General features: G+C 73.3%; 19 protein-coding genes. 15 read left to right on the top strand and 4 right to left on the bottom strand.

What is annotated here, in order from left to right; genetic code table 11:
- Positions 1-93 precede the first annotated feature (93 nt).
- The 13 genes from BL253_RS11070 to BL253_RS11010 all read left to right on the top strand — a co-directional run bounded on the left by BL253_RS11070 (position 94) and on the right by BL253_RS11010 (position 16,622).
- Positions 94-1,296 (top strand): methyltransferase, encoded by a 1,203-nt coding sequence (locus BL253_RS11070; RefSeq protein ID WP_076816107.1) that lies wholly within the window; start codon positions 94-96, stop codon positions 1,294-1,296.
- A 3-nt stretch (positions 1,297-1,299) separates the two neighbouring features.
- Positions 1,300-2,811: an amidohydrolase family protein gene (locus tag BL253_RS11065; protein ID WP_241834703.1), complete on the top strand. Its 1,512-nt coding sequence runs from the start codon at positions 1,300-1,302 to the stop codon at positions 2,809-2,811.
- Between the two features lie 90 nt (positions 2,812-2,901).
- On the top strand, positions 2,902-4,200 hold the full coding sequence (locus tag BL253_RS11060) for an aromatic ring-hydroxylating oxygenase subunit alpha (RefSeq protein WP_076816105.1): 1,299 nt from the start codon (positions 2,902-2,904) through the stop codon (positions 4,198-4,200).
- On the top strand, positions 4,197-5,387 hold the full coding sequence (locus BL253_RS11055; protein WP_076816104.1) for an acetamidase/formamidase family protein: 1,191 nt from the start codon (positions 4,197-4,199) through the stop codon (positions 5,385-5,387). Before BL253_RS11060 ends, BL253_RS11055 begins: the two co-directional genes overlap by 4 nt.
- Before the next feature lie 66 nt (positions 5,388-5,453).
- Positions 5,454-6,518 carry a class I SAM-dependent methyltransferase gene (locus tag BL253_RS11050; RefSeq protein WP_076816102.1) on the top strand — a complete coding sequence of 355 codons (1,065 nt, stop codon included), beginning with the start codon at positions 5,454-5,456 and terminating at the stop codon, positions 6,516-6,518.
- On the top strand, positions 6,515-7,735 hold the full coding sequence (locus tag BL253_RS11045) for a hypothetical protein (protein ID WP_076816100.1): 1,221 nt from the start codon (positions 6,515-6,517) through the stop codon (positions 7,733-7,735). The genes BL253_RS11050 and BL253_RS11045 overlap by 4 nt, the downstream gene beginning before the upstream one ends.
- A gap of 191 nt (positions 7,736-7,926) precedes the next feature.
- Positions 7,927-9,360: an amidohydrolase family protein gene (locus BL253_RS11040; protein ID WP_076816099.1), complete on the top strand. Its 1,434-nt coding sequence runs from the start codon at positions 7,927-7,929 to the stop codon at positions 9,358-9,360.
- A 51-nt stretch (positions 9,361-9,411) separates the two neighbouring features.
- Positions 9,412-10,491 carry a TauD/TfdA family dioxygenase gene (locus BL253_RS11035; RefSeq protein WP_076816097.1) on the top strand — a complete coding sequence of 360 codons (1,080 nt, stop codon included), beginning with the start codon at positions 9,412-9,414 and terminating at the stop codon, positions 10,489-10,491.
- 392 nt (positions 10,492-10,883) lie between these two features.
- Positions 10,884-11,981 carry a BMP family ABC transporter substrate-binding protein gene (locus BL253_RS11030; RefSeq protein WP_076816095.1) on the top strand — a complete coding sequence of 366 codons (1,098 nt, stop codon included), beginning with the start codon at positions 10,884-10,886 and terminating at the stop codon, positions 11,979-11,981.
- A gap of 59 nt (positions 11,982-12,040) precedes the next feature.
- Entirely contained in the window at positions 12,041-13,828 is a 1,788-nt protein-coding gene (locus BL253_RS11025; RefSeq protein WP_241834702.1) for an ABC transporter ATP-binding protein, read from the top strand.
- Complete coding sequence (locus BL253_RS11020; protein ID WP_081438218.1) at positions 13,825-15,180, top strand: ABC transporter permease; 1,356 nt, start codon at positions 13,825-13,827, stop codon at positions 15,178-15,180. The genes BL253_RS11025 and BL253_RS11020 overlap by 4 nt, the downstream gene beginning before the upstream one ends.
- Complete coding sequence (locus tag BL253_RS11015; RefSeq protein ID WP_076816092.1) at positions 15,177-16,088, top strand: ABC transporter permease; 912 nt, start codon at positions 15,177-15,179, stop codon at positions 16,086-16,088. Before BL253_RS11020 ends, BL253_RS11015 begins: the two co-directional genes overlap by 4 nt.
- Before the next feature lie 144 nt (positions 16,089-16,232).
- The gene (locus BL253_RS11010; RefSeq protein WP_116438846.1) at positions 16,233-16,622 is read left to right on the top strand and encodes a hypothetical protein; all 390 of its coding nucleotides are present in this window, start codon (positions 16,233-16,235) and stop codon (positions 16,620-16,622) included.
- A gap of 28 nt (positions 16,623-16,650) precedes the next feature.
- Here the strand turns inward: BL253_RS11010 and BL253_RS11005 are convergent, their stop codons facing one another.
- The 4 genes from BL253_RS11005 to BL253_RS10980 all read right to left on the bottom strand — a co-directional run bounded on the left by BL253_RS11005 (position 16,651) and on the right by BL253_RS10980 (position 21,537).
- A complete protein-coding gene (locus tag BL253_RS11005; protein WP_241834701.1) occupies positions 16,651-17,814 on the bottom strand; it encodes an enoyl-CoA hydratase in 1,164 nt (387 codons plus the stop codon).
- Positions 17,815-17,935: 121 nt separating this feature from the next.
- On the bottom strand, positions 17,936-19,255 hold the full coding sequence (locus tag BL253_RS44725; RefSeq protein ID WP_274535201.1) for an acyl-CoA dehydrogenase family protein: 1,320 nt from the start codon (positions 19,253-19,255) through the stop codon (positions 17,936-17,938).
- 148 nt (positions 19,256-19,403) lie between these two features.
- Positions 19,404-20,567: an acyl-CoA dehydrogenase family protein gene (locus BL253_RS10985; RefSeq protein ID WP_076816090.1), complete on the bottom strand. Its 1,164-nt coding sequence runs from the start codon at positions 20,565-20,567 to the stop codon at positions 19,404-19,406.
- A 148-nt stretch (positions 20,568-20,715) separates the two neighbouring features.
- Positions 20,716-21,537 (bottom strand): enoyl-CoA hydratase family protein, encoded by an 822-nt coding sequence (locus tag BL253_RS10980; RefSeq protein ID WP_076816088.1) that lies wholly within the window; start codon positions 21,535-21,537, stop codon positions 20,716-20,718.
- A 518-nt stretch (positions 21,538-22,055) separates the two neighbouring features.
- Here BL253_RS10980 and BL253_RS45335 point away from each other — a divergent pair.
- Both BL253_RS45335 and BL253_RS10970 read left to right on the top strand, forming a co-directional pair.
- Positions 22,056-22,454 (top strand): TnsA-like heteromeric transposase endonuclease subunit, encoded by a 399-nt coding sequence (locus tag BL253_RS45335; protein WP_420801643.1) that lies wholly within the window; start codon positions 22,056-22,058, stop codon positions 22,452-22,454.
- 697 nt (positions 22,455-23,151) lie between these two features.
- Positions 23,152-24,403, top strand: a 1,252-nt coding sequence (locus BL253_RS10970) for a serine/threonine-protein kinase (RefSeq protein WP_131831480.1), incomplete at its 3' end; no start/stop codon positions are given.

Genomic DNA, 24,403 nt, shown 5'->3' with positions numbered 1-24,403 from the left:
AACGCGGGCTCGGCCGCCCCCAACCCCCCGTCAGGGCGGTGGCCGAGCCCGCTCCCTCAGGCGGCACAGCCTCCGGCGACGCAGCCTCCGGCGATGCTCCCTCCCGGGATGCCGCCGACCCCGGCGCCCGTCTGGGAGATCATCCATGGCTTCCGGCGGTACTGGGCGCTCGTCGCCGCGCTGGACCTGGGCCTGTTCGAGGCGCTGGCGTCCGGGCCGCTCGACGCGGCGGCGCTGGCCGAGGCGGTCGGCGTCGACATCCACCGTGCCGGGCTGCTCGCCGACGCCCTGGTCGTGATGGGACTGCTCACCGCGGCCCCCGAGGTCCCGGGAGTGACGATCGGATCCCAGCCGCCGCCCAGCCCACCCGGGCCGCCCAGCCAGGCCGGGCCTCCCGAGCCGGCCGGCCGCGCCGCCGGCTCGGGCCGGCTCGTGTACAACCTGGGCCTCGTCGCCGCGAACTACCTGCTCCGGGACGGCCAGCGCTCGATGGCGAGGCTGGTCCGGGAGGCGCCCGGCCCGCACGAGCGGTGGCCGGAGCTCGCCGAGACGCTGCGCCGCGGCGCCCCGAGCGCCCGGGTGGAGGACGACCCCGGCGCCTTCTACCCGAACCTCGCGCGCGCCACGGCGCCGCTCCAGCGGGGTGTGGCCGCCGCCGTCGCGCGCGAGCTCGCGGCCCCGAGCGGTCATCAGGCGCTGGTCGTCGACCTGGGCGCCGGCGCGGCCCCATGGGCGCTGGCGTTCCTGGGGGCCTGGCCGGACGCCCGCGGGCTCGCCGTCGAGCTGCCCGAGGTCGTCCACGTCACGCGTGAGGCGGCGGCCGCGGACCCCGCCGGCGACCGGCTGGACGTCGTCGCGGGCAGCTTCCACCGGGTGGAGCTACCGGCGGGGGGCGCGGACGTCGTCATCCTCGGCCACGTGCTGCGGACCGAGCCGCGCACCGCCGCCCGCCGCCTCGTCGCCCGCGCCGCCGCCGCGCTGCGGCCCGGTGGGACCCTCGTCGTCGCCGACTATCCGCGCCCCGACGTGCCGTCGCCCGCGGCCACCACCGAGACGCTCATGGCGCTGACGATCCTGGCGACCACCGGCGGCCAGGGCGCGTTCCGGGCCGCGGACCTGTACGGCTGGGCGCGCGGCGCCGGGCTGACACCCGGGCCGACCTACACGCCGCTGGCCGGCCAGACCGTGCTCACCGCGACCCGCCCCGGCGGCCCCAGCCCCGCCGCCCGGCCTGCCCCGCGGCCCGGGCTGCGGCCCCTCGGGTCGGTCTATCCGCCGTCCGAGAGCCGGGAGTAACGCATGCCGCCCGAAGAGACCGTGCCCGCCGTGTCCGCCGCGTCGGCCGCGTCGGCCGCGTCGGCCGCGTCGGCCGTGTCCGCCGCGTCGGCCGTGTCCGCCGCGTCGGCCGTGTCCGCCGGAGCCGTTCCCCGCCAGGTCGACACGATCATCTCCGGAGCCCTCGTCGTCACGATGGACGCGGAGCGCCGGGTGATCAGGGACGGCGCGGTGGCGATCGACGGGGACACGATCGCCGCCGTCGGGCGCACCGCCGACGTGCTGGCCGCGTTCGGCGCCCGCGAGCTGGTCGACGGGCGGCGCTTCGTGCTCACCCCCGGCCTGGTCAACACCCACATCCACATCACCGGCGAGCCGCTGACCCGCGGCTATGTCCCGGACGACACGCCGTTCTTCGAGAACGTCTTCGTCTGGCTCACCCCGCTGTACTCCCACTACACCGAGCGGGAGGAGCGGATCTCCGGCCAGCTCGCGGCGCTGGAGATGCTGCGCACCGGCACCACGACGTTCCTCGAGGCCGGCACGATCCGTTTCCTCGACGCCGTGGTCGACGGGCTGGTCGAGACCGGTATCCGCGGCCGGGTCGGCCGCTGGACGTGGGACCTCCCGCCGGAGCCCGAGGTCTACCGGCAGACGACGGACGAGGCGATCAAGGGCCTGGTCGACGAGCTGGACCGGTTCGCGAGCGTCGCGGACGGGCGGCTGTCGGTCTGGCCGATCCTCGTCGGCCACACCACCTGTACCGACGACCTGTGGAAGGCCGCGGCGGAGCTCGCCCGCGAGCGAGGTACCGGCCTGTCGTTCCACATGTCCCCGGCTCATCTGGATCCGGAGTACTTCCTCGCGACCTACGGCCGCCGCCCGATGGAGCACCTGGCCGACCTCGGCGTCCTGGGCGACAACGTGATCCTGACGCACGCCGTCCACGTCGACGACAACGAGATCGACCTGATGGCGCGGGCCGGCACGTCCGTCGCCCACTGCCCGACGACGGCGCTGAAGGTGTCCTACGGCGTCACCCAGATCGGGAAGTTCCCGGAGATGGTCGCCAGGGGCGTCAACGTCGCCGTCGGCACCGACGGCAACAACGCGTCGAACTACTCCGACCTGATGCGGGCGACCTACCTGGTCGCCGGCCTGTTCAAGGACGCCCGCCGCGACGCGACCATGTTCCCCGCCGAGCAGGCCTTCGAGATGGCGACGCTCGCGGGCGCGCGCGGCCTGAACCTCGAGGACCAGATCGGCGTGCTGGAGCCCGGCCGCAAGGCCKACCTGGTCGCGCACGACACGGACCGGCCCGAGTGGCGCCCGCTGCTGAACGTCGCCAACCAGCTGGTCTGGTCCGCCGACGGCCGGGGCGTCCACAGCGTCTGGGTCGACGGCCACCGGGTCGTCGAGAACTACCACCACACGGCGATCGACGAGGAGCGCCTCTACGCCGAGGCACAGGCGGCCGGCGAGGCCATCACCGTCCGCTCGGGCCTGCCGAACAAGGCCCGCTGGCCCCTGGTCTAACCGTCCCGACACCGAGCCCGTACGGAACCCGTAGACGATTTCACGACGCGCGTGCGCGAGACACGCGGAGACGAAACGCGAGTAGATGCCATGACGGTGCTCAGCCCGCAGCTGCTGGAGTCCTTCGCCGCCTCCGTCCTGCCCACCGCCCAGGCCTGCACCCTGCCGGCCACCTGTTACACGGACGAGGAGTTCTTCGCCTTCGAGAAGGAGGCCGTCTTCGGTCAGGAGTGRCTCTGCCTGGGCCGCGAGTCCGATGTCCCGAACCCCGGCGACTTCGTCAACGTCGAGATCATCGGCGAGCGGCTCACCCTGGTCCGCGGCCAGGACGGCGCGGTCCGGGTGCTCTCACCGGTCTGCCAGCACCGCGGCATGCTCGTCTCCGAGGGCCGAGGCAACTGCCGGGCGTTCAAGTGCGCGTACCACCACTGGACCTACGGCCTGGACGGTGGCCTCGTCGGCGCCCGGGAGATGGACCGCACCGAGGGCTTCGACCGGTCCCGGTGGGGACTGCCGTCGCTCCCGGTCGAGATCTGGCAGGGATTCGTCTTCACCAGTCTCCGGACGGACCCGGAGCCGCTCGCGCCGCGGCTGGCCAAGCTCGACGAGCTGTTCGCCCACTACGAGCTCGGCGCGTGCGTGTCCCGCAAGTCGTTCGAGAGCCCTTCCATGCCGTGGAACTGGAAGGTGATGTTCGAGAACTTCAACGACGGCTACCACGCCAGCCGGCTGCACGCGGGCGTGCACGACTTCTGCCCGTCCAACCGCTCGTCGTTCCTCCCTTACGAGCCGGACGACGCCGCGATCGCCCGGACCAACGGGTTCCTTTTCCCCGACGGCGGTTTCAACGCGCTGCAGAAGGCGTTGCTGCCGATCTTCCCGGGGCTGACGGAGGAGGAGCGGTCACGGGCGGCGTTCGCGCTGGTGCCGCCGACGCTGTGCCTCGGCGTCACGCCCGACCAGGCGTTCTACTTCCTGATCAGGCCGAAGGACGCCGGCCACATCGAGGTCGAGGTGCATTACCTCTTCCACCCCGAGGCGCTGCGCGACCGGCTTTTCGAGGAGAGGTTCCAGCTCTCCGAGGMCGGCGTGAACAGCATCGTCGCCCAGGACGTCATGGCGACCACCGGCGTCCAGCGGGGCCTCACCAGCCGGTTCGCCCCACGCGGCCGGTACTCCTACCTGGAGGAGGCACAGCAGCAGTTCAACCAGTGGCTGGTGCGCCGCTACACCGAGAACTGGCCAGGCGGCGGCCGAGGCGTCTCGTCCAGCGGCATGGGGGCCGACTCCAACGCCAACGTCAACGCAGGCACCAGCACCAGCACCAGCACCGGCACCCCGGCCCTCGCGCCGATTCCCGACCCGACCGACCGTGAGGTTGCCGCATGACCACCACCGTCAGCAGCAGTACCAACAGCAGTACCAACAGCAGTACCAACAGCAGTACCAACAGCAGTACCGGCGGCAGCGCCGGCGGCCCGGCCACGGGCGCCGCCTTCCTCGCCTCCACGCCCGAGACCGTCCGCTGGGGCTTCCTGCCGAACGCGGCGGCCGAGCCCGTCCTGCGGGTCGCCGCCGGCACCGCGGTCACCGTCGACACGGTCAGCCACGAGGGGGCCCTGGAGGACCAGGGCCGCGACCCGGTCGCCTACTTCGGCTCCCACGGAGTGCGGCCCGAGGAGATCCCGGCCGACCAGGTCGCGATCGCCGCGTCCGGCCTCGAGCACCGCTTCGACGCCGGCCCACACATCGTCACCGGCCCGATCCAGGTCGACGGCGCCGTGGCCGGCGACGTGCTGCGCGTGCGCGTCGCCGACCTCGAGCTGCGGGCCGCGTTCGGCGTCATCAGCAACCGCCACGGCCTCGGCTGCCTGGCCGGCGAGTTCCCCGAGGGCACCGTCCGCCAGCCCGACGCCGACAAGGACCACCCCGAGCGCTACGGCTCGGTGCTCACCTTCACCCGCACCCGGACCGTCGGCGGCGTCGACTACGGCGTCCTGCCGTTCGGCAACCCCGGCCTACCGAACGCGGAGGCCGTCTTCCCGCTCGCCCCGTTCCTCGGGATCATGGGCGTCGCGCCGGACACGACCGCCCCGGTGGGCTCCGTCCCGCCGGGCGCGCACGGCGGCAACCACGACGTCGCGATGCTCGGCGCCGGCAGCACCTTCTACCTGCCCGTGCAGGTCGACGGCGGCCTGTTCTACGTCGGCGACCCGCACTACGCCCAGGGCGACGGCGAGGTCGCGCTCACCGCGCTGGAGGCTCCGCTGCGGGCGACCGTCGTCCTCGACGTGCTCAAGGGCCACGATGCCGACCGGGTCATCGGCGCGCTGCGGGAGCCGTTCGGCGAGACCGACCGGTACTGGCTGCCCATCGGCATGGACCGCGACCTCGACGAGGCGATGCGCAAGGCCACCCGCGCGGCCATCGGCTTCCTGTCCACCAGGGTCGGGATGAGCCGCGCCACCGCGATGGCCTACCTGTCCGCCGCCGCCGACTTCGCCGTGAGCCAGGTCGTCGACGACGTCAAGGGCGTCCACTGCAAGATCCGCAAAAGCGACTTCCCGGCGCTCTAGCGACGGCGGCCGGGGCCGCGCGGATCGGCGGGGCGGGTACATACGATGCGCGGACGGGAGGTGGGGATGACCGCGGAGGGGACGGCGCAGCCGGGTGGGCTGGCGTTTCCGGCCGGGCCGCCGACACCCGTCTGGGAGGTCATCACCGGCTACACCCGGTACTGGCTGGTGGTCGCGGCGCTCGACCTCGGCGTGTTCGAGGAGCTGGCCGGCGGGCCGCGTCGCCTCGGCGAGCTGGCCGACGCCACCGGGGTCGCCGCCGGCCGGCTCGCCGTCGTGCTCGACTACCTCGTCAGCGTCGGGCTGCTGACGACCACCGGTGACCGGTGCTTCGCGCTGACCCCGGCGGCGCGCGGCTACCTGCTGCGCGACGCGCCGCTGTCGATGGTCGAGATGGTCCGGCACTCGCCGGGCCCGCGCACAGCCTGGCCGGAGCTGTCGGCGACGCTGCGGCGCGGCCGGCCGACCCGCTCCGTCGAGGACGACGCCGGCCTGTTCTACGGCCGGCTCGCCGCCGCGAGCGCGCCCACCCAGCAGGCCGTCGCCCGGGCCACCGCCGCGCTGCTGCCCGACCCGGGCCCTGGCGCGCTGGTCCTCGACCTCGGCGCGGGCGCGGCGCCGTGGGCGATCGGCATGCTGCTCGCCTGGCCGCGTGCCCGCGCCCTCGCGGTCGACCTGCCGACGATCATTCCGTTCGCCGAGGCGGCCGCCGCCGAGCACGGCGTCGCCGACCGCCTCGACGTGCTCCCCGGCAGCTACCTGGACGCGGTGCTCCCCATCGGCGAGGCGGCGGTCGTGACGATCGGCCACGTGATCGGCCTGCAGTCGGCCGACCTCGCCAAGGCGCTGCTGCTGCGCGCCCGCGGTGCCCTGCGCCCCGGCGGGTTCGTCGTCATCTCCGACTACTTCCGCCCCGCCGAGCCACCCACCGCGCGTGACCTGGAGGGCAGCCTGCCGCAGTCGATGGCGCTCACGATCCTCGCCAACACCAACGAGGCCGAGGTCATCGAGCTGCCCACGCTGCTGTCCTGGCTCGCCGAGGTCGGCCTGGTCCCGTGGACGACCCGCCAGCTGCTGCCCGGCCAGCTCGTCGTCGTCGCCACCGAGCCCGGCCAGGCGCCACCGCCGTGACTCGCCCCGACCCGGCCCGGCTGGAGGCGGATCTCGTCGCCGCCGCCCTTGACGGGGCCGAATGGCCGGAACTGCTGGCCCAGCTCGCCGGTGCCGTGGGCCGCTCGGTCCGCCTCCTCGACATGACGGGCAACCTCCTCGCGGCCTCCGAACCGACCGACGCCGACCCCGCCGGCCAGGCAGCCCGCGGCAGCACCGCGGTCGCCATGGCCGCGCTCCTGGTCGGCCCGGCTCTCGGGCCTCCTCTCAGCGACGCGCTGGGGAGAGCGGACGCCCCGGTCGTGTGCCGCGACGGCTGGCGCGGTCATGGCGACCCGGTCCGGATGGGTAACCGCTACCTCGGCGCCCTGCTTGTGGAGGCGGCCGCGGGGGAGGGGACGGACGCGTGCGCCTGGCGACTGGCCGCGGTCGCCGGAACGGCGCTGGCGATCGTCGCGGTCCGGCGGGAGGCGCACGCGGCGGCGCTCGCCCGGCGGGTGGACGTCGTCATCGACGACATCCGGCACGGCGCGATCCGGCCGGCGGCCGAGTTCGTCCGGGTCGCGGAGAGCTTCGGCCTGGACGTCTGCATCCCGCACGCCGGCGTCGCCCTGCGGTACATGGGGACGGATCCCGACGCCTGGGTGGCGGCCTGGGGATCGATCGGCTTCCCGGTGCTGCGCGAGGGCGAGCGGGCCTGGACGCTGCTGTCCGGTGACGTGCCCGCCGAGCTGGCCCGCCTGTGCGGCCACCTCGCCTACCAGCTCGGCTCGTCGCCCGCGGTGCTGGCCGCCGCCGGGCCCGCGGTCCCCGGGGACCCGGCCGACCCGGCGGAGACGGCGGCCTCGTTCCGCTCGGCGGACGCCGTCCTCGCCCTGCTGCGCACCAGCCACGAGCGCGCCCCGGACCAGGAGCGGACCACGCTGCTGTTCGACGAGCTGGGCCTGGAACGCCTCCTGCTGGGCGTCCCGGCCGCCAGGCTGCGGGCGTTCGCCGAACGGGTGCTCGCCGGCCTCGACCCGGGCGGCGTCGACCTCCTGTCGGCCTACCTGGAGACCGACGGCACCCTCGACGCGGTGGCCGACCGCCTGGACACCCAGCCGGCGAAGCTGCGCCGCCGCCTGCCCACCCTCGTCGACGGGCTCACCAACGCCGACCCGACGACGGCCCGCCTCACCACCCTGCACGCCGCCGCCCTCGCCCACCACCTGACCACAGCGGCAACGCCCGACCCCTAGGCCGGCACCCGGCGGCGCGGCGGTCGCGGCGCCGTTACGTCCGTCGCCACACCACTGTCGGGTTGGACGGTGTCTGTCAGGCTGGTTGTGAGCATCGCCACCCGATGTCCCGGCTGGTGGTGAGCACGCCGGCACGGCCTTGTGGCGCGAGCACATAGGGGCTCGCCGGAGTGGTTCCTAGCATCCGGCCTATGACAGCCGAGCCGACCAGCCCGAGCCCGCGGGCGCCGGGCGCTGACCTGCTCGTCATCGGCGGGGACGTCGTGACGATGGACGCGGGGCGGCGGGTCGTCGCCGGCGGGGCGGTCGCGGTGCGCGGGACGACGATCGCGATGGTGGGGTCCACCGCCGCGGTCCGGACGATGTTCCCGGGGACGCCGGAGCTGGACGCCACGGGATGCGTCGTCACCCCGGGAATGGTGGACGCGCACCAGCACACGACCGGGGACCCGCTGGCGCGCAGCGCGATTCCCGACGACATCGACGCGCGTGCGTCGATCTTCGAGTGGGCGGTGCCGCTGCACGCGGCGCACGAGGCCGAGGACGACGAGGTCTCGGCGCTGCTGACCGCGGTCGAGGCGCTGCGGGCCGGGGTGACGACGATCGTCGAGCCGGGCACCGTCGCGCACCCGATGACGGTCGGCGCCGCGCTGCGCCGGGCCGGGATCCGGGCGACGCTCGGCACCTGGGGCTGGGACACCCCGGACGTGCCGTTCTCGCTGCCGGCCGGCGAGACGCTCGCCCGCCAGTCCGAGGTGATCCGCGCGTTCCCACCGGCGGCCGCGGGCGGAGACGGGCTGGTCACCGGCTGGGTCACGCTCGTCGGGCACTATCTGGCCAGCGACGAGCTGCTCGTCGGGGCCGCCCAGCTCGCCGAGGAGCTGGACACTGGCTTCACCATGCACCTGGCCCCCAGCGTCGACGACCGGCACGCCTACGCCGAGCGCAGCGGGCGTGGGCCGGCCGAGCACCTGGCCGAGCTCGGCGTCCTTTCGCCGCGGCTGCTGCTCGGCCACGCCGTCTGGATGTCCGAACGCGAGATCGCGACGCTCGCCGAGACGGGCACGGCCGTCGCGTGCTGCCCGTGGGCCTACCTGCGCCTGGGCCAGGGTCTGACCAGGGCCGGGCGGCACGTGCCGTTCCTGCGGTCCGGCGGGCGGCTCGCGCTCGGCTGCGACGCGCACAACGCCGGCGACCGGGTCGACGTGCTGGGCGCCGCCCGGCTGCTCGCGGGCCTGTCCCAGGACGCGCCGGTCGAGGGCGTGCCGCCGCTGCGCGCGCACGAGGCGTTCGAGGTCGCCACCGTCGGCGGCGCGGAGGCGATCGGGCTCGGCGAGGTGACCGGTGCCCTCGTCGAGGGCAGGCAGGCCGACCTCGTGGTCTTCCGTACCGACGACCCGGCCTGGGTGCCGCTGGGAGAGCATGCCCGCCAGCTCGTCTGGAACGCGCCGACCCACACCGTCCGCGACGTGCTCGTCGCCGGCCGCCCGGTCGTCCGCGACGGCCACGTGACGACCCTCGACGAGAGTGAGCTGTGGGCGTGGGCGCGGGAGCGCTCCGCGGCCCTGCTCTCCCGCGCCGGCATCGAGGTTCCCCGTTCCTGGCCCGTCGTCAGCGAGGACTAGCGGCCGGACGCCCCGGCCGGGCTCACCCGTTGCGAAGGGAATGACACACCGATGACGACGACCACGACGCTGGAACCGGTCCGCGGGCCGTTCGTCTGGCGCGGCGACCAGCTGTCCGGGACCGACGAGTGGATCTTCCGGCTGAGTGGCGACCAGATCGCCGAGCTGGAGGATGCCGGCCGCCGGTTCGTCGCCGACGACCCGGACCTGCGGTTCGTCACCGCCGCCGAGTACCCGTTGCCGGTCTGCGCCGACGCGGTCCGGGTCTTCGGCGCCGACCTGGACTCCGGCCGCGGCTTCGTGCTGATCCGCGGCCTGCGGATGGACGGCTACGACGACACGCTGGCCGCCGCGATCTTCTACCTCCTCGCGCTGCACCTCGGCGAGCCGATGCGGCAGAACCTGCTCGGCGACGTCCTCGACCACATCGTCGGGGTCTCGGACAAGAAGTACCTGGAGGGCGGCCTGCCGTCGCGGACCCGCGACAAGCTGCCGTTCCACTCCGACAGCTCCGACGCCGTCGCGCTGATGTGCCTGCGCCCGCCGGCCTCCGGCGGCCTGTCCAGCCTGGTCAGCGGCGCGACCGTCTACAACGAGGTGCTGGCCCGCCGCCCCGACCTCGCGCCGCTGCTCCTCGAGCCGTGGCACTACGACTGGCGCCGCCAGGACCCGAACGCCCCGGCCGACACCTACACCTCACCGATCGTCAGCTGGACCCAGGGCACGTTCAGCATGTACGCCGGCGGCGACATGATCGAGTCCGCGCACCGCTACCCGGGCGTGCCGCCCCTCACCGCGGCGCGCAAGGAGCTGCTGGCGCTCGTCGAGGAGATCACCTACGAGCCCGGCGTCGCCCTGGACATGGACTTCCAGCCCGGCGACATCCAGTGGCTGCTGAACTACGCCGCGCTGCACTCGCGGACCGCGTTCGTCAACGGCCCCGACCGGGCCCACCAGCGCCACCTCCTGCGGGTCTGGCTGCGCCGCGACGTCGACCGGCCGCTGGTGCCCAGGTTCGGCAAGCACGTCGTCGTCGCCGCGCCGGACGCCCGCCAGGTCGGCCCCGGCGACGACACCGGCCGCTTCCGCATCGCCGACGCGGCCACCATTCGCGAGCGCTGGGGCGACTGAGACCGCGGGCCGACCGACTTTCGGGGCTGCCAGCTTCGAGCCCATGATCGAGTTTGGGTGGATCCCCTACGACCCGTCCGAGGAGATCCCGCCCGCGGCGCGGATGCCGGCGGCGCGCGCGGAGATTGCCGGCATGTAGCGGTCGGGACAGGTCCGTGTAACGAACCGAGGGGCGGCAAGGGCCGACCGGAACGCTTGGTGTCCAAGGCACATGGGAGCGAGACGTCCGCTCGTCTAGCCTTCAGGGCAGTAAGGGACCCTGCCTCGGACCCTCAGGGCGGGCGCGCCCGCTGGCCGGTTTGTCCACTGGCCGGCGGAGGCGGCCCTACAACGTCGTAGGCCGCGACATCACGATCTTTCACCAGCTCATTCGCGGAAGGTACGACTACGACGTGACTGTTAGGTCTCTGCGCMCACGCACGGCCGCCCTCGCCGCCGGGGCCGCGGCCCTGTCGATGCTCCTGGTCTCCGCCTGCGGCGACAACTCGGCGGACACCACCACGGACACCGCCACGGACACGGGCAGCGGCGCCCCGGCCGCGGCGAAACAGCCCGACGTGAACGGCGACGGCAAGGTCGTCATCGGCATCCTCAGCCCCGGCGACACCAACGACAACGGCTACTACGAGAGCTTCGTCGCCTCCGCCAAGACCTTCGCGGACGAGAAGGGCTGGAAGGTCATCACCCAGGACAAGCTCAACCCGGCCGACGCGGTGAGCGCCGCCCGCAACATGTGCCGGCAGAACGTCGACCTGGTCGCCGTCGGCGCGAGCGAGCTCAAGGACGCGATCCCGGTCGCCGCCGAGCCGGCCTGTGCCAAGGCCAACTGGTATGTCGCCGCGGGGCAGGGCGTCGAGCAGACCAAGTACATCGCGACCTCGACGGATGACGCCAACGAGAGCCTGCTCGCCGCCGGGTACGCCGCGGGCCTGCTGATGAAGGACAAGGGCGCGACCAAGGCCGGCTACGTCACCGGCCCCGAGCTGGACTTCTCCGTCGTCGCCTACAAGGCGTTCAAGGCCGGCGTCCGGATGGTCATCCCGAGCGCGGACGTCGTCGCCACCTACACCGGCGACTTCGACGACTCCGCCAAGGGCCAGGAGGCCGCGCTCGCCCAGATCAACCAGGGCGTGCAGATGCTCTACCCGTATCTCGGCGGTGCGACCGACGCCGCGGCCAAGGTCGCGACCGAGCACGGGGTGCCCTCGCTCACCCCGGGCACCGACCGGTGCGGCGACACCTCGGCCGACTTCGCCGTGTCGGTCATCTTCAGCCCGGGTGACTACTTCACCGCCGCGCTGAAGGCCTTCGCCGCGGGCGACCTGAAGATGGGCGAGACCCGCAAGTGGCGGATGGGCAAGGACGCCGTGCCGACCGTGAAGCTCTGCAAGGGCACGGACGARCAGAACAAGGCCGTCGCCGACTTCATCACCAGGGTCGGCTCGGGTGAGATCGTCCCGGCCGACGAGGTCGCCAAGCTCGGCGGCTGACGAGCTCGCCAGCGCAGGACCGCCGAGCAGCGCTCGCTGGGAACGGAGCGGAACCGACGATGACACAGCCCCCGCGGCCCCCGCGGTCCGCTGCCCCGGCCATCGAGCTGCGGGGTATCACGAAGCGGTACGGCCGGGTGGTCGCCTGCGACGGCGTCGACCTGGCCGTCCGGCGCGGTGAGATCCACGGGCTGCTCGGCGAGAACGGCGCCGGCAAGTCCACCCTGATGAAGGTGCTGTCCGGGCTGGTCCGCCCGGACAGCGGCGTGATCCTGCGCGACGGCGTCCCGGTCGACGTGGCCGACCCACACGTCGCCGCCGGGATCGGCGTCGCCATGGTCCACCAGCACTTCAGCCTGGTCGGCGCGCTCACCGTCTGGGAGAACGTCGTCCTCGGCGAGGGCCGCGAGGGCCGCGACCGCTGCGACGGCGGCCTGGCTCCCGCTGGAGGGCAGGGGGCACACAAAGGCTGGCTGGCCGGCGCGCGTGGGCGCCACGGCCAGGGGCGGGGCCGCCTGCGCCGCGACGAGGCCTGCGCGGACGTCGTCCGTGTCGGCGAGCGCTACGGCATCACCGTGGACCCGCTCGCCCGGGTCGACTCGCTGTCCGCCGGCCAGCGCCAGCGGGTCGAGATCATCAAGTGCCTGCGCCGGGATCCCGACGTGATCGTGCTCGACGAGCCGACGTCGGTGCTCTCGCTGGCCGAGTCCCGGGACCTGTTCGCCGTCCTGCGCCGCGCCGTCACCGGCGACGGCGCGGCGCGGGACGGTGCCGTCACCGGCGACGGCGACCTCCCGGCGAAGGCCGTCGTGCTGATCAGCCACAAGCTGGCCGAGATCCTCGGCGCCACCGATCGCGTCACCGTGCTGCGGCGCGGCAGGGTCGTCACCCGCCGGGCGACCGCCGACACGGACGCCGCCACCCTGGCCCGCGAGATGGTCGGCCGGGAGGTCTCGCTCGGCGAGGAGGCCGCCGCGCTCGGCCTGACCCCGCCCATCCTGAGCACGGGCGCGGCTCGGGACGGTGCGGCGGTGCTTGAGGTGGCCGGCGTCACGGTCGGCGCACCCAGCGGGGTGCCACTGCTGGAGAGCTTCACTCTTGGCCTGCGGGCCGGGGAGATCGTCGGGCTGTACGGCGTCGAGGGCAACGGGCAGTCCGCGCTCGGCGACGTGCTCGCGGGCCTGGTCGTGCCGGACCGCGGCGAGGTGCGCGTCGCCGGCGAGGCCGTCGACCTGCGCAGGCCCGGCGCGCTGCACGCCGCCGGTGTCGGCGTGATCCCCGAGGACCGGCACCGCTCCGGCGTCGTGCTGGACATGAGCGTCGCCGACAACCTGGTGATGACGGACCTGGGGCCCGTCAGCGGCAGGCTGCTGGTCAGCCGGCGCCGACAGCTGCGGCACGCCGCCGAGCTCGCGGAACGGTTCGCGATCTCCTGCCCGTCGCTCGACGCGCCGCTGCGCACCCTGTCAGGAGGCAACCAGCAGCGGGTGGTACTCGCCCGCGAGCTCGCGGGCAGTCCGGCGGTCCTGGTCGCCGCCCAGCCGACCCGCGGCCTGGACGTCGGCGCGATCGAGGGCATGTACGGCGAGCTGCGGGCCGCCGCCGCCCGCGGGGTCGCGGTCCTGCTCGTGTCGACCGAACTCGAGGAGGTCATGGCCTTGTCGCACCGGATCGCGGTGATCTCGGCCGGCCGGGTGGTCGGCGAGCTCGACCCCGCCGAGGCCGACGCCGAACGGCTCGGCCTGCTTGTGGGCGGCGCCGTCGGCGACCACGCGGCGACCGCTTCGGCCCTGGTCAGCGGGCGGGCATCCACCGTCCAGGCCGGCGCGACGGGGGATGGACGATGAGCGTCCAGATCCCGTTTCGCCCCAAGGACCCGGCCGCCGGCGCCGCGCGCTCCGGCGGTCCGCTCGGATCTGTCGACCGCGCCGCCAGGGCGCTGCTCGCGCCGACCCGCTCCGGCAGCTCACCGCTCGCCGTCGCGGTCGTCACCGTCCTCACCGTCGCCGCCGCGCTCGGCATCACCGCCGGCCTGGTCGCGATCGTCGGCGGGGCTCCCGGCGAGGTCTTCTCCTCGATGCTCGACGGCAGCGTCGGCACGCCGGGGGCGTTCAGTCAGACCCTGCTCGAGGCCACGCCGCTGCTGCTCGTCGCCGTCGGTTCCTGCGTCAGCAGCCGGGCCGGCGTGTTCAACATCGGCCAGGAAGGGCAGATGCTGATCGGTGCCTCGGTCGGCGCGTACGTCGGCCTGCGCACCCAGGGGCCGCCGGCGGTGGTGCTGACTCTGACGCTCGTCTGTTCCGCGCTGGGCGGCGCGCTGTGGGCGGCGATTCCGGCGGTGATGCGCTACCGGCGCGGTGTGGACGTCGTCGTCAGTACCCTGCTCATGATTTTCATCGCGGAGCAGCTGGTCAGCTTCGTCGTCAGCAAGCCCTGGCTGCTGCAGGAGACCCGTGTCTCCGGGCAGATCGTCGCGCCGCAGTCCAACGCGCTCGCCCCGTCGTTCCGGCTGCCCACCCTCGGGGACTACCCGGGCCTGACCATCAGTCTCGGCGCCTTCCTCGCGGTCGGCCTGGCGATCGTCGTGGCGGTGCTGCTCGCCCGCAGCCGCTGGGGCTTCAGACTGCGGATGCTCGGCCACAACCCGCTCGCCGCCCGGCACGCTGGCGTACGTGAGGCCACCTTCGGTGGGCTGGCGCTCGCGCTGTCCGGCGCGTTCTCCGGCCTGGCCGGCGGCGTGGTGCTGACGGGCGAGGTCTACCGGCTGCAGCCGGGCATGTCGGACAACTACGGCTGGGACGGCCTGCTGGTCGCGCTGGTCGCCAGGGACAACCCGATCGCCGCGGTCCCGACCGCGCTGGTGTTCGGGGCGCTGCGCTCGGGCGGCGGCGTGCTCGCCTCCACCGGCGTGCCGGCCTACCTGATCGACATCACCCAGGCGCTGCTCGTGTTCGCCTTCGTGCTGCCGCCGGCGCTGCTGGCCCTGTGGCGGTCGACCGCCGACCGCCGACCGCCGCCGCCAGGCCGCCACCTCCACCTCCGCCCAGGCCGCCGCGTCCGGGGCCGCCGCGTGACCGGCGGGCATGGCGGGCGCGGAACCCACGGCGCGAACGGCGCGTACCGCGCGTACGGCGAATGCGGCGCGCGCGGAGCGGGTCGCGGCGAGCGGGGAGACAGGAGAGAGGGGCAGCGGCGATGATTCTGGACGACGGCGCGACGATCCTGTCGAGCGCTATCCGGCTGGCCGCGCCGCTGGGGTTCGCGGCCTGCGGCGAGTACCTGGCCGAGCGGGCCGGGACGATGAACATCTCCATCGAAGGAATGATGATCACCGGCGCGTTCACCGCGGTGGCGGCCGCGTCGGCGACCGGGTCGGCGACCCTCGGGCTGCTGGCCGGCGCGATCGCCGGCCTCGTCATCGGCGCGGTCCACGGCAACGCGTCCCACCGGCTCGCGGTGAACACCTTCGTCGTCGGGCTCACCCTCAACGTGCTGGCGCTCGGAGCGACCAGCTTCTTCAACGAGAGCATGGACCTCACCGGCCACCAGGTCGCCCAGGTCAGCATCCCGGTCCTGCGGGACATCCCGCTCGTCGGCGAGCCGCTGTTCGTCCAGCGCTGGCCGGTCTACCTGCTGCTCGGCCTCATCCCGCTGACCTGGTACCTCGTCGAGCGGACCAGATGGGGCCTGGAACTGCGCGCCGTCGGCGAGAACCCGCAGGGTGCCGACGTCACCGGTATCCGGGTCAACATCCGGCGCCGGCAGGCACTGCTGTGGTGCGGCCTGTTCTCCGGGCTCGGCGGGGCGCACCTGGCCGTCGGCGCCGTCGGCTCGTTCAACGACAACATGACGGCGGGCCGCGGCTACCTGGTGATCGCCGCGGTCATCTTCGGCGCCTGGCGGCTGCGCGGCACGATCCTCGGCGTCGCCCTGTTCGGCCTCGCCGACGCGATGCGCCTCGCCCTGCCGGCCGTCGGCGTGAAACTGAACAGCCAGCTGCTGATCGCCGCGCCCTACCTGCTGGCGCTGGCCGCGATGGTCCTCGTCGTCCGCCGCACCCGCCAGCCCGCCGCCCTCGGCAAACCCTTCACCCGCGGCATCGTGTAGACCAGCCCGATTTCTCGGTAGGTCGGCGGCCGCGCAGCGGAAGTCGACCATGGGCGACCGGCCGATCGCACTCGGACGTGTGAGTGAGGCAATTACGACCCGACAGCCAGGACTGTCGACCTGGACGCCAAGAACGTTGACGAGATGTTCCCCGCCATGCTGGCGGCGCTCGCCGAGCTGGACCCTGCCAAGTGGCTTTTCTACGATGATCAGATCAAGGGTCGCCTCTCTGAGGCTGCCCAGAAGCGATGGGAGACCTTCCTCATGAGCACCGCCGGTCGGAGGTACCGGACCCGGGTCTACAACGAGATCGACGCAACGGCCGAGGCCCGAGGCCGGGTCGAGGGCCGGGTCGAGGGCCGGGCCGAGGGTGTGGCGCGGGCGACGCTGGCGCTGCTTGAGAAGCGCGGCCTGACGGTGCCCGCGAAGATCCACGATCGGATCCTGGCCTGCACGGACACCGAGCAGGCTGATCTGTGGTTCGACCGGGCGTTCACCGCGATGACCGCCGAGGACGTCGTCCGGGTCGACTGATCCGGCGCATCCCGGACGAGCCGGACGGTCAGGGGGTGGATTCGCTGGCGCGGCGGGCGTCGCGCATGGAGCGGGCGTCCTGGCCGGCGAGGGAGTCGGCGCCGACCTCGGCGTTGTGGGCGTGGGCCAGGTGGTGCAGGCCGAAGACGGAGTCCATGCCGGTCTGCAGGCCCATCAGGTCCTCCGACTGGTTCACCGCCTTCTTGGTGAGGGCGAGGCCGAGGCGCGGCATGGTGGCGATCCGCTCGGCGATCGACGTCACCTCGGCGGCCAGCTCGGCGCGCGGTACCACCCGGTTGACCATGCCCAGCGCGAGGGCCCGCTGGGCGTCGACCCGCTCGCCGAGGAACAGGAACTCCTTGGCGGCCCGCGGCCCCATCACCCACGGGTGGGCGAAGTACTCGACGCCGGGAATGCCCATCCGCACCACCGGGTCCGCGAAGAACGCGTCGTCCGAGGCGACGATCAGGTCGCAGACCCAGGCGAGCATCAGCCCGCCGGCGATGCAGGCGCCGTGGACCTGGGCGATCGTCGGCTTCGGCAGCTCCCGCCACCGCCGGCACATCCCCAGGTAGACCTCCTGCTCCCGGGCGAACCGGTTCTCGGCGCCGCTCTCCCCGACGTGGTCCCACCACAGGCCCGCGCGCCGGTCGAACGACCGGTCGACGTCGCGCCCCGGCGTCCCGATGTCGTGACCGGCGCTGAAATGCCTGCCCGCGCCCGCCAGGATGATCACCTTGACGGCCGGGTCGCTCGCCGCCCGGTAGAAGGCGTCGTCCAGCGCGTAGGTCATCTTCGAGTTCTGCGCGTTGCGGAACTCCGGCCGGTTCATCGTGACCCGCGCGATCGCCCCGTCCACCTCATAGAGCACCACTGACTCCTCGGCGACCGTGACGCCAGCTGGCTCCGGCACCGGCACCGGCTCTGGCTCCGGCACCGGCTCTGGTCCCGGCACTGGCTTTGGTCCCGGCTCGCTGCCCGCCGTGTCATCGGGCCCGCGCCCGGGCACGGCGGGATCAGAGCCGGGTGCTGGAGCCGGGACCGTGGCCCGTTCGGCGCGGGCCGGTCGGGACTGTGGGCCGATGCCCGCGACCCGGGTCGCGTCGGCGGCCTGCGCCAACGCGGTCGTGTCGGCGACCGTGGTTATGGGGGGGAGATCCGGCGCCGCCGGCCGGAAGGTCCGCTCGGTCATCGCGATCTCCTTCGCTCGCGCGGCTCGCCCTGCTCGGGACCGCGCCATCTAGGTGACGAGTGTGGTTCACCGCGTCGCCCGTCATCGGGGAAATGGGACAGGTTCTACGTCTCCGTGGTCTCTACGACGCCGCGGCTGCCGCGGCGCCCGCCCCCACGCCCCCGCCCGCGGCCGCACCGGCACCGGCGCCCGCGGCCTTGTCCCGCAGGCCGAGGCCGCGGGCCAGGTGGGCGCGGTGCCAGGCTGGGTCGCCATAGGCGGGGATGAGCGCCCAGGCGCGCTTGGCGAACAGGTGCAGGTCGTATTCGGTGGTGTACGCGATCGCGCCGTGGCACTGGATCGACGCGCGGGCGGCCAGCCGGGCGGCGTCCGCCGCCAGCACCTTCGCGACGCTGGTCGCGTCCCGAGCGTCCCGAGCGTCCCGAGCGTCCCGGGCGTCCCGGGCGTCCCGGGCGTCCCGGGCGTCCCGGGCGTCCCGCGCCGCCCGGTCATCCCGGTCATCCCGGGGATCCCGGTCGTCCCCTGGGTCCGTTGCCGCCTGGGCGTCCCGCGCCGCCCGCGGCGGCCCGGCGGCGAGACCCGCGGCGGGGGAGTCGGGGTGGGCCTGCTCCCAGCCGGCGGCGAGCACCGCCGGGCGGGCGAACTCGACCGCGATGTGCGCCGACGCGAGCGCGTGCTTGATCGCCTGGAAGCTGCCGACCGGGACGCCGAACTGCTGGCGCTGCTTCACGTACGCGATCGTGATCGACAGCATCCGGGCCGCCAGCCCCACCAGTACCGCCGACGTTCCGAGGGACGCCCGCCACCATGCCGCGTCGGCCGCGGCCCGGGCGGCTTCGGGGTCACGTACGAGTACGGCGCCGGCGTCGTCGGCCGGCGCGGCCGTGAGCCGGGCCAGCGCCCGGGCGCCGTCGACCGTCGCCACCGGTTCCCATGCCAGCTCGCCGGCGGCGAACACCCGTAAGGCGCCCCCGGGCGGGCCTGTGTGGTCCTCGGGAAGGATGACCAGGTCGGCCTGCTGGCCGTGCGGAACCAGCGTCTCGCCGGCCGCCGTGACGGTGCCGACCGCGACGAGCGCCCGACCGGCGAGCACATCGGGCAAGGCGGGATGGCCGGCGGCGGCCAGCAGCGGCGCGGCGTGGACGATCGTCTCGACGGCGGGCACCGGCAGGCCGACGTAGCCGAGGCGCTCCAGCAGCGGGACGGCGTGGCCGAGGTCCAGGCCCAGCCCACCGTCGTCCTCGCCGACCAGCGCGCCGACCACACCCTGGTCGGCGAGCGTCGCCCACACCTTGCGAATCTGCTCCAGCCCGGCCGGGCGGAGGCTCTGGCCACCGTCGGGCCAGGCGGCGCGGATCAGGCCGGGCGTCGCCTCGGCGTCGAGGACCGCGCCCGCCGCCGCGAGCAGCGCGGCCGCCTCCTGGTCGAGCTCGAAGTCCATCCCGCCCCCTTTCTCCGCCTGTCTGTACTTCTTTCCTCGATCTGGCGGTGCTTCCTCGATCCGGCCGTGCCTCTTCGATCTGGTCGCGCCTTCCTCGGCCTGGTCGCGCCTTCTTCGGTCTGGTCGCGCCTTCCTTGGTCTGGTCGTGTCAGGCGCGGGGCAGGCCGAGGAGGCGTTCCGCTACGACGTTGCGCTGGATCTCGTTCGTCCCGGCGTAGATCGGACCGGACAGGGAGAACAGGAAGCCCCTGCTCCACGGACCGTCCACCTCGCCKCCCTCGCCGAGCAGATCCAGGGCGGTCTCATGGATGCGGACGTCCATCTCCGACCAGAAGAGCTTGTTCATGCTGGACGCGGGCCCCGGTTGGCGACCGCGCAGCATGCCGCTCACCTGGTGGAGCGTGAAGAGCTGGTATGCCCGCGCGTCGATGTGGGCCTGCACGACCCGGTCGCGCAGAGCGGGGGAGGCGCCGCCGGGGACGGAGCGGGCCAGCTCTACGAGCCGGTTCGCCGTGGCCAGGAATCGCCCGGGTGGGCGCAGGGTCAGGCCGCGCTCGGAGCCGGTGGTCGCCATCGCGATCCGCCAGCCCTTGCCGACGCCGCCGAGCACGTTCTCGTCGGGGACGAACACGTCGTCGAGGAACACCTCGGCGAAGCCCTCGTCGCCGTCCAGCCGGTCGAAGCCGCGGACTGTCACTCCCGGCGCGTCGAGTGGCACCAGGAAATAGGTGAGCCCGCGGTGCCGGCCCGCCGCCGGGTCCGCGCCCGGTCCGGATGTCGCGGTGGTGCGGAACAGGCCGAACAGGTGGGTGCAGAACGCGCCGCGGGTCGTCCACGTCTTCTGGCCGGACAGCCGCCAGCCGCCGCGCTCGTCGTCGCGGACTCCCGCGGAGCGCAGCCCGGCGAGGTCGCTGCCCGCGCCCGGCTCCGACCAGCCCTGCGCCCAGGTGTCCAGCCCCGCCGCCATCCGGGGCAGGACGCGGTCCTGCTGCTCGGGAGTGCCGAACTCGAAGACGGTCGGAGCGAGCAGGAAGATCCCGTTCTGGGTGACCCGCTGCGGCGCGCCCGCGCGGGCGTACTCCTCCTCGAAGACCAGCCATTGCCAGAGGCTCGCCTCGCGGCCGCCGTAGCGCTCCGGCCAGGAGACGACCGCCCAGCGGGCCTCGAAGAGCTTCGCCTCCCACTCCAGATGGGCGGCGAAGCCCTCGCGGGTGTCACCGGACGGCAGCGGGGCCGCCGGCACGTTCGCGCTCAGCCAGGCTCGCGCCTCCGCCCGGAATGCCTCGTCCTCCTCCGACCAGGTCAGGTCCATCGGGCGTCACCTCCGCGGATCCGGGCGGCCCGGCTCGGATCCGCTCCGCCGCGAGTGGCCCCCGGCCATGATCTGGTGGGATCGTCGGACCTCTGGCTCCGAGAACTCCACCAGATCATGAGACTCTGGCCGGGCCAGGTCGGGAGCATCAGGCCCCGCCACTCGAGGACGTGCCCGTCGAGGACGTGCCACTCGAGGACGTACCCGTCGAGGATGTGCCGTTCGCCGGGCTGGGGGAGGAGCCGAAGTCGGCGCGGACCTCGTCGGCGATGCCGGCGAGGTTGAGCTCGAAGGTGAAGCCCTGCTCGTAGCGGTAGCTGCGCTTGACGTCCCAGGGGTCGATGCCGTTGAACGCCTCCTTCGCCATCCGGATCACTCGCGGGTCCTTCGCGGCGATCTCGGCGGCGACCGCGTGCGCGGCCTCGCGTAGCCGCGCGCGGGGGACGACGGTGTGGACGGAGCCGAAGGCGTGCAGCTCGGCGGCCGTCGCGGTGGCGGAGGTGTACATCATCGCCCGCGCCTTGAGCTGCGGGACGAGCCGGGAAAGGTGGGTCGCGGCCCCTAGCGCGCCCCGGTCGACCTCGGGCAGGCCGAAGGTCGCGTCCTCGCTCGCGACGATGATGTCCGCGTTGCCCACCAGCCCGATCCCGCCGCCGAGGCAGAAGCCGTGCACGGCGGCGACCACCGGCACCGCGCATTCGTAGACCGCGGCGAACGCGGCGAAGCAGCCGCGGTTCGCGCCTATGAGCGCCCCGTGGCCCGGGTCGCGCTGGATCTCCTTGATGTCGACGCCCGCGTTGAACCCACGGCCCTCGGCCCGCAGCACCACCACCCGCACCGCCGGGTTGGCGCCGGCGGTGCGCAGGGCCTCCGCGAGCGCGTACCAGCCGGCCACCGGCAGCGCGTTCACCGGCGGGTAGTCGACGACGATCTCGGCGATCCCCGCGCCGTCCACCACCGTCGTGATCATTTCACCTCCAGGACCCCGATTGCCGTGCCCGTCGATCATCGGTTCGCCCGGGTCACCGCCGTCCACGACGCGCCCCGGAACCCCGGGCCTCCGCGTCGCCAGGACTCTAACAAGCGCTTGGTTGGCAAACCACCGGCCGCGCCCCCTGGGTCGCGAGCGGATCCGGGATTGTAGGTTCCCGCGTCGCGTGTCATTTTCCCAAGCCGGATGTCATGTCCGTGGCGGAAATGACAAGATCCAGATAGGGCGATCTTCTTCGCGCTTCGGCTCGTGGCCGCAAGTGGGGGCGAAGCGCGGTCGTTGACGCCTGCCCGGGCCGACATCGGGATCACGTGGGCGCCCTAGATCGTCGCCCTCCGCCTTCTTACCGTCGAGGTGAGGAGTCCTGGGGGTGTTACCGGCTATGACGCGTCCGCTCGCTGTCGAGGCCGCGGTTACGACTTCGGCGCGCGGGCGGCGTGCACGAGGTTGAGCTCTACGTGCGGGTTCCCGTGGACTTTGACGGCGTGCTGCCTTGGATGACGTTCCGGTGGCGACGTGGACAGCCCCACTATTCGGGCTGGTACTGGTCGGCCGTGATGGGTGGCCACGTCGGCTATGAGTCGCGGTTGGAGCTTGCCTGGCTGCTGCTGGCGGATCGGGATCGCCGGCTGCGTCGGATCGTGGAGCAACCGTTTCGGCTCGTGGCGCGGGTCGACGGCGCGGAGCGCCGTCATGTGCCGGACGTCGTCGCGGTCCGCGAGGACGGCCTGGTCATGGTGGTGGACGTCAAACCTCGCCGGCGTCGACCCGTCCGTCGGCAGCATCGGCGACGCCTACGACAATGCGCTCGCCGAGACCACGGCGGAGGCCGGGACCTGACAGGCCAACGTCAGTGGCCGAGTTCTGAGAGGCCGACGAACGACCGAGCAGGATGAGCCGGCCACGCCCGAGTGAAGATCAGGTAGAGCAGGTGTACGGACATAGTTGACCATCATGCCGGCGGCTGGCCGCCACATCGGCCCAGCTCACAGGCCCCGGCCGACTTTTCGCACCCGGCAGGATCGACAGCGCCCGAGACCTCGCGCGCAGCGGCCCGCGACGGCCTGGACGTGCTGCTACCGGTCGTCAAGGGGCGCCAGCAGACTGCCCGCCAACCGCTATCTCCACGCCGACGACCCTACGCACCGCATGAGGCCCCGTCAGTCAGACGCGCAGCCTTCCAGCGGCGCCGTTCGCCAGTCCGTCGGCGACGTCGATGACGTCGTAGCCGCTGCGTTCTGCTGAATTACTCATTCTAAGATCAAGGCAATGACTGGCAGCCGCGCCACGCGTCGGCTGAGCGCGGCCCTGGCGGGCCATGCTCGCCGCGCGCGTCGCAGCCTGCCAGTGCCTCACAGATGGCCGGCGGTTGCGTCTCGTCTCGGCCCGTTCAGCTGAGAGCGGCTATGGGCGGTGTCCGCTGCACGCCCCGGTCCAGTTCAGAGCGGATCGGCAGGACGGTTGTCGCTATAAGGACGGTTGGCGCTATGTCGAACGCCGCTAGTATCACGCGCATCGCGTGACGGCCTGTTTGGGGGGATTCGGGATGGCGAATACTGGCTGTCGTCGTCGACGTGGGGCCCTGRCCGTCTCATGATCGAGGAAAGGGAGCGGATCGCGGCGGCGCTGCCGGGCTACGAGCTTGGTGCCCGGTTGGGGCGGGGGGCGTTCGGGCTGGTGCTGGCCGCTCGGCACCGCGGGCTGGGCCGCRACGTCGCCATCAAGATCATTCCTGTCGATCAGGACGAGGCCACCGAGCGCAGCTGGAACGAAGYCCGCCTGCTGGCCTCGTTGGATCATCCACACATCGTCAGGGTCTATGACGCCCTCGCCGCCGATGACCTTCACTTGATCGTGATGGAGCTGCTGGCCGGAGGCCCGCTGAAGCTCCGTCGTCAGGGCCTGGCAGGCGAGACGACCTGCGCGGTGGGGCTGGCGGTGGCCGCCGCGTTGTCCTACGCCCACGGGCGGGGAGTGCTGCACCGCGACGTCAAGCCCGCCAACATCCTGTTCGACGCCGCCGGCCTGCCCAAGGTCGCCGACTTCGGCATCGCGAAAATCGCGGAGGGGTCGGCGACCACCGCCAGCGCGGTGATCGGCACCCCGGTCTACATGGCTCCCGAGCAGATCCTCGGTGGCCGGCTCAGCGCGGCCACCGACCTCTACGCCCTCGGCATCATGCTCTACGAACTGCTGACCGGCGCCCCGCCGTTCGACCCAACCCTGCCCACGCCGGCGCTCATCCACCACCACCTCAATGTCCCGCCGCCGCCGCTCGCGGGAACGCCCGCGCCGCTCGCCGCGGTGGTGATGCGCACCCTGGCCAAGGACCCCACCGACCGCCACCCATCAGCCCACGTCTTCGCCTTGGACCTGGCCCGCGCGGCCACCGACGCCTACGGCCCGGGCTGGACCAGCCGCGCCGGCATCGGACTTCGCCTCGACGACGACATCCGCGCCGCCGCCGACCAGCCCACCACGCCCACACCAGCCTCGACGATTCCCGCCACGCTGAGGGCACCCACGGATCTCCGTGAACTGCTCGCCCCTACCCCGCCAGCACCTGACGCTGGCCCACCCGTACCACCGGCGACGTCGAACTTCACCAAGCTGCCCACACAGCGAGCCGACCCCCTGTCACCAGACCCGACACCGGCGATCCCGTCGACCGGCCGCGAGAAACCTGGCAATCCGCGAACCCGCCTGAAGCGCCGCCTGGCCCTCGTCTCCGCCGCGGTGCTGCTCGCCATCACCGGGACTGTTCTGGCCTTCACCCTCATCCCCGGAGATAGCCCTCCGCCCACCCTCACCGGCCACACCGACTCGGTGGAGTCGGTGGCGTTTG

It is taken from the genome of Pseudofrankia asymbiotica, from assembly GCF_001983105.1.
In the GTDB taxonomy this organism is placed as follows: Bacteria; Actinomycetota; Actinomycetes; order Frankiales; family Frankiaceae; genus Pseudofrankia; species Pseudofrankia asymbiotica.
The sequence above is the reverse complement of the archived record's forward strand: the minus strand, read 5'-3'. Positions and strand labels throughout refer to the sequence as shown.

Coding starts and splice junctions, on each gene's coding strand:
- BL253_RS11070 (WP_076816107.1), top strand. CDS start 94: ATGCTCCCTCCCGGGATGCCGCCGACCCCGGCGCCCGTCTGGGAGATC.
- BL253_RS11055 (WP_076816104.1), top strand. CDS start 4,197: ATGACCACCACCGTCAGCAGCAGTACCAACAGCAGTACCAACAGCAGT.
- BL253_RS11050 (WP_076816102.1), top strand. CDS start 5,454: ATGACCGCGGAGGGGACGGCGCAGCCGGGTGGGCTGGCGTTTCCGGCC.
- BL253_RS11040 (WP_076816099.1), top strand. CDS start 7,927: ATGACAGCCGAGCCGACCAGCCCGAGCCCGCGGGCGCCGGGCGCTGAC.
- BL253_RS11035 (WP_076816097.1), top strand. CDS start 9,412: ATGACGACGACCACGACGCTGGAACCGGTCCGCGGGCCGTTCGTCTGG.
- BL253_RS11025 (WP_241834702.1), top strand. CDS start 12,041: ATGACACAGCCCCCGCGGCCCCCGCGGTCCGCTGCCCCGGCCATCGAG.
- BL253_RS11020 (WP_081438218.1), top strand. CDS start 13,825: ATGAGCGTCCAGATCCCGTTTCGCCCCAAGGACCCGGCCGCCGGCGCC.
- BL253_RS11015 (WP_076816092.1), top strand. CDS start 15,177: ATGATTCTGGACGACGGCGCGACGATCCTGTCGAGCGCTATCCGGCTG.
- BL253_RS11010 (WP_116438846.1), top strand. CDS start 16,233: ATGTTCCCCGCCATGCTGGCGGCGCTCGCCGAGCTGGACCCTGCCAAG.
- BL253_RS11005 (WP_241834701.1), bottom strand. CDS start 17,814: ATGACCGAGCGGACCTTCCGGCCGGCGGCGCCGGATCTCCCCCCCATA.
- BL253_RS44725 (WP_274535201.1), bottom strand. CDS start 19,255: ATGGACTTCGAGCTCGACCAGGAGGCGGCCGCGCTGCTCGCGGCGGCG.
- BL253_RS10980 (WP_076816088.1), bottom strand. CDS start 21,537: ATGATCACGACGGTGGTGGACGGCGCGGGGATCGCCGAGATCGTCGTC.
- BL253_RS45335 (WP_420801643.1), top strand. CDS start 22,056: ATGACGTTCCGGTGGCGACGTGGACAGCCCCACTATTCGGGCTGGTAC.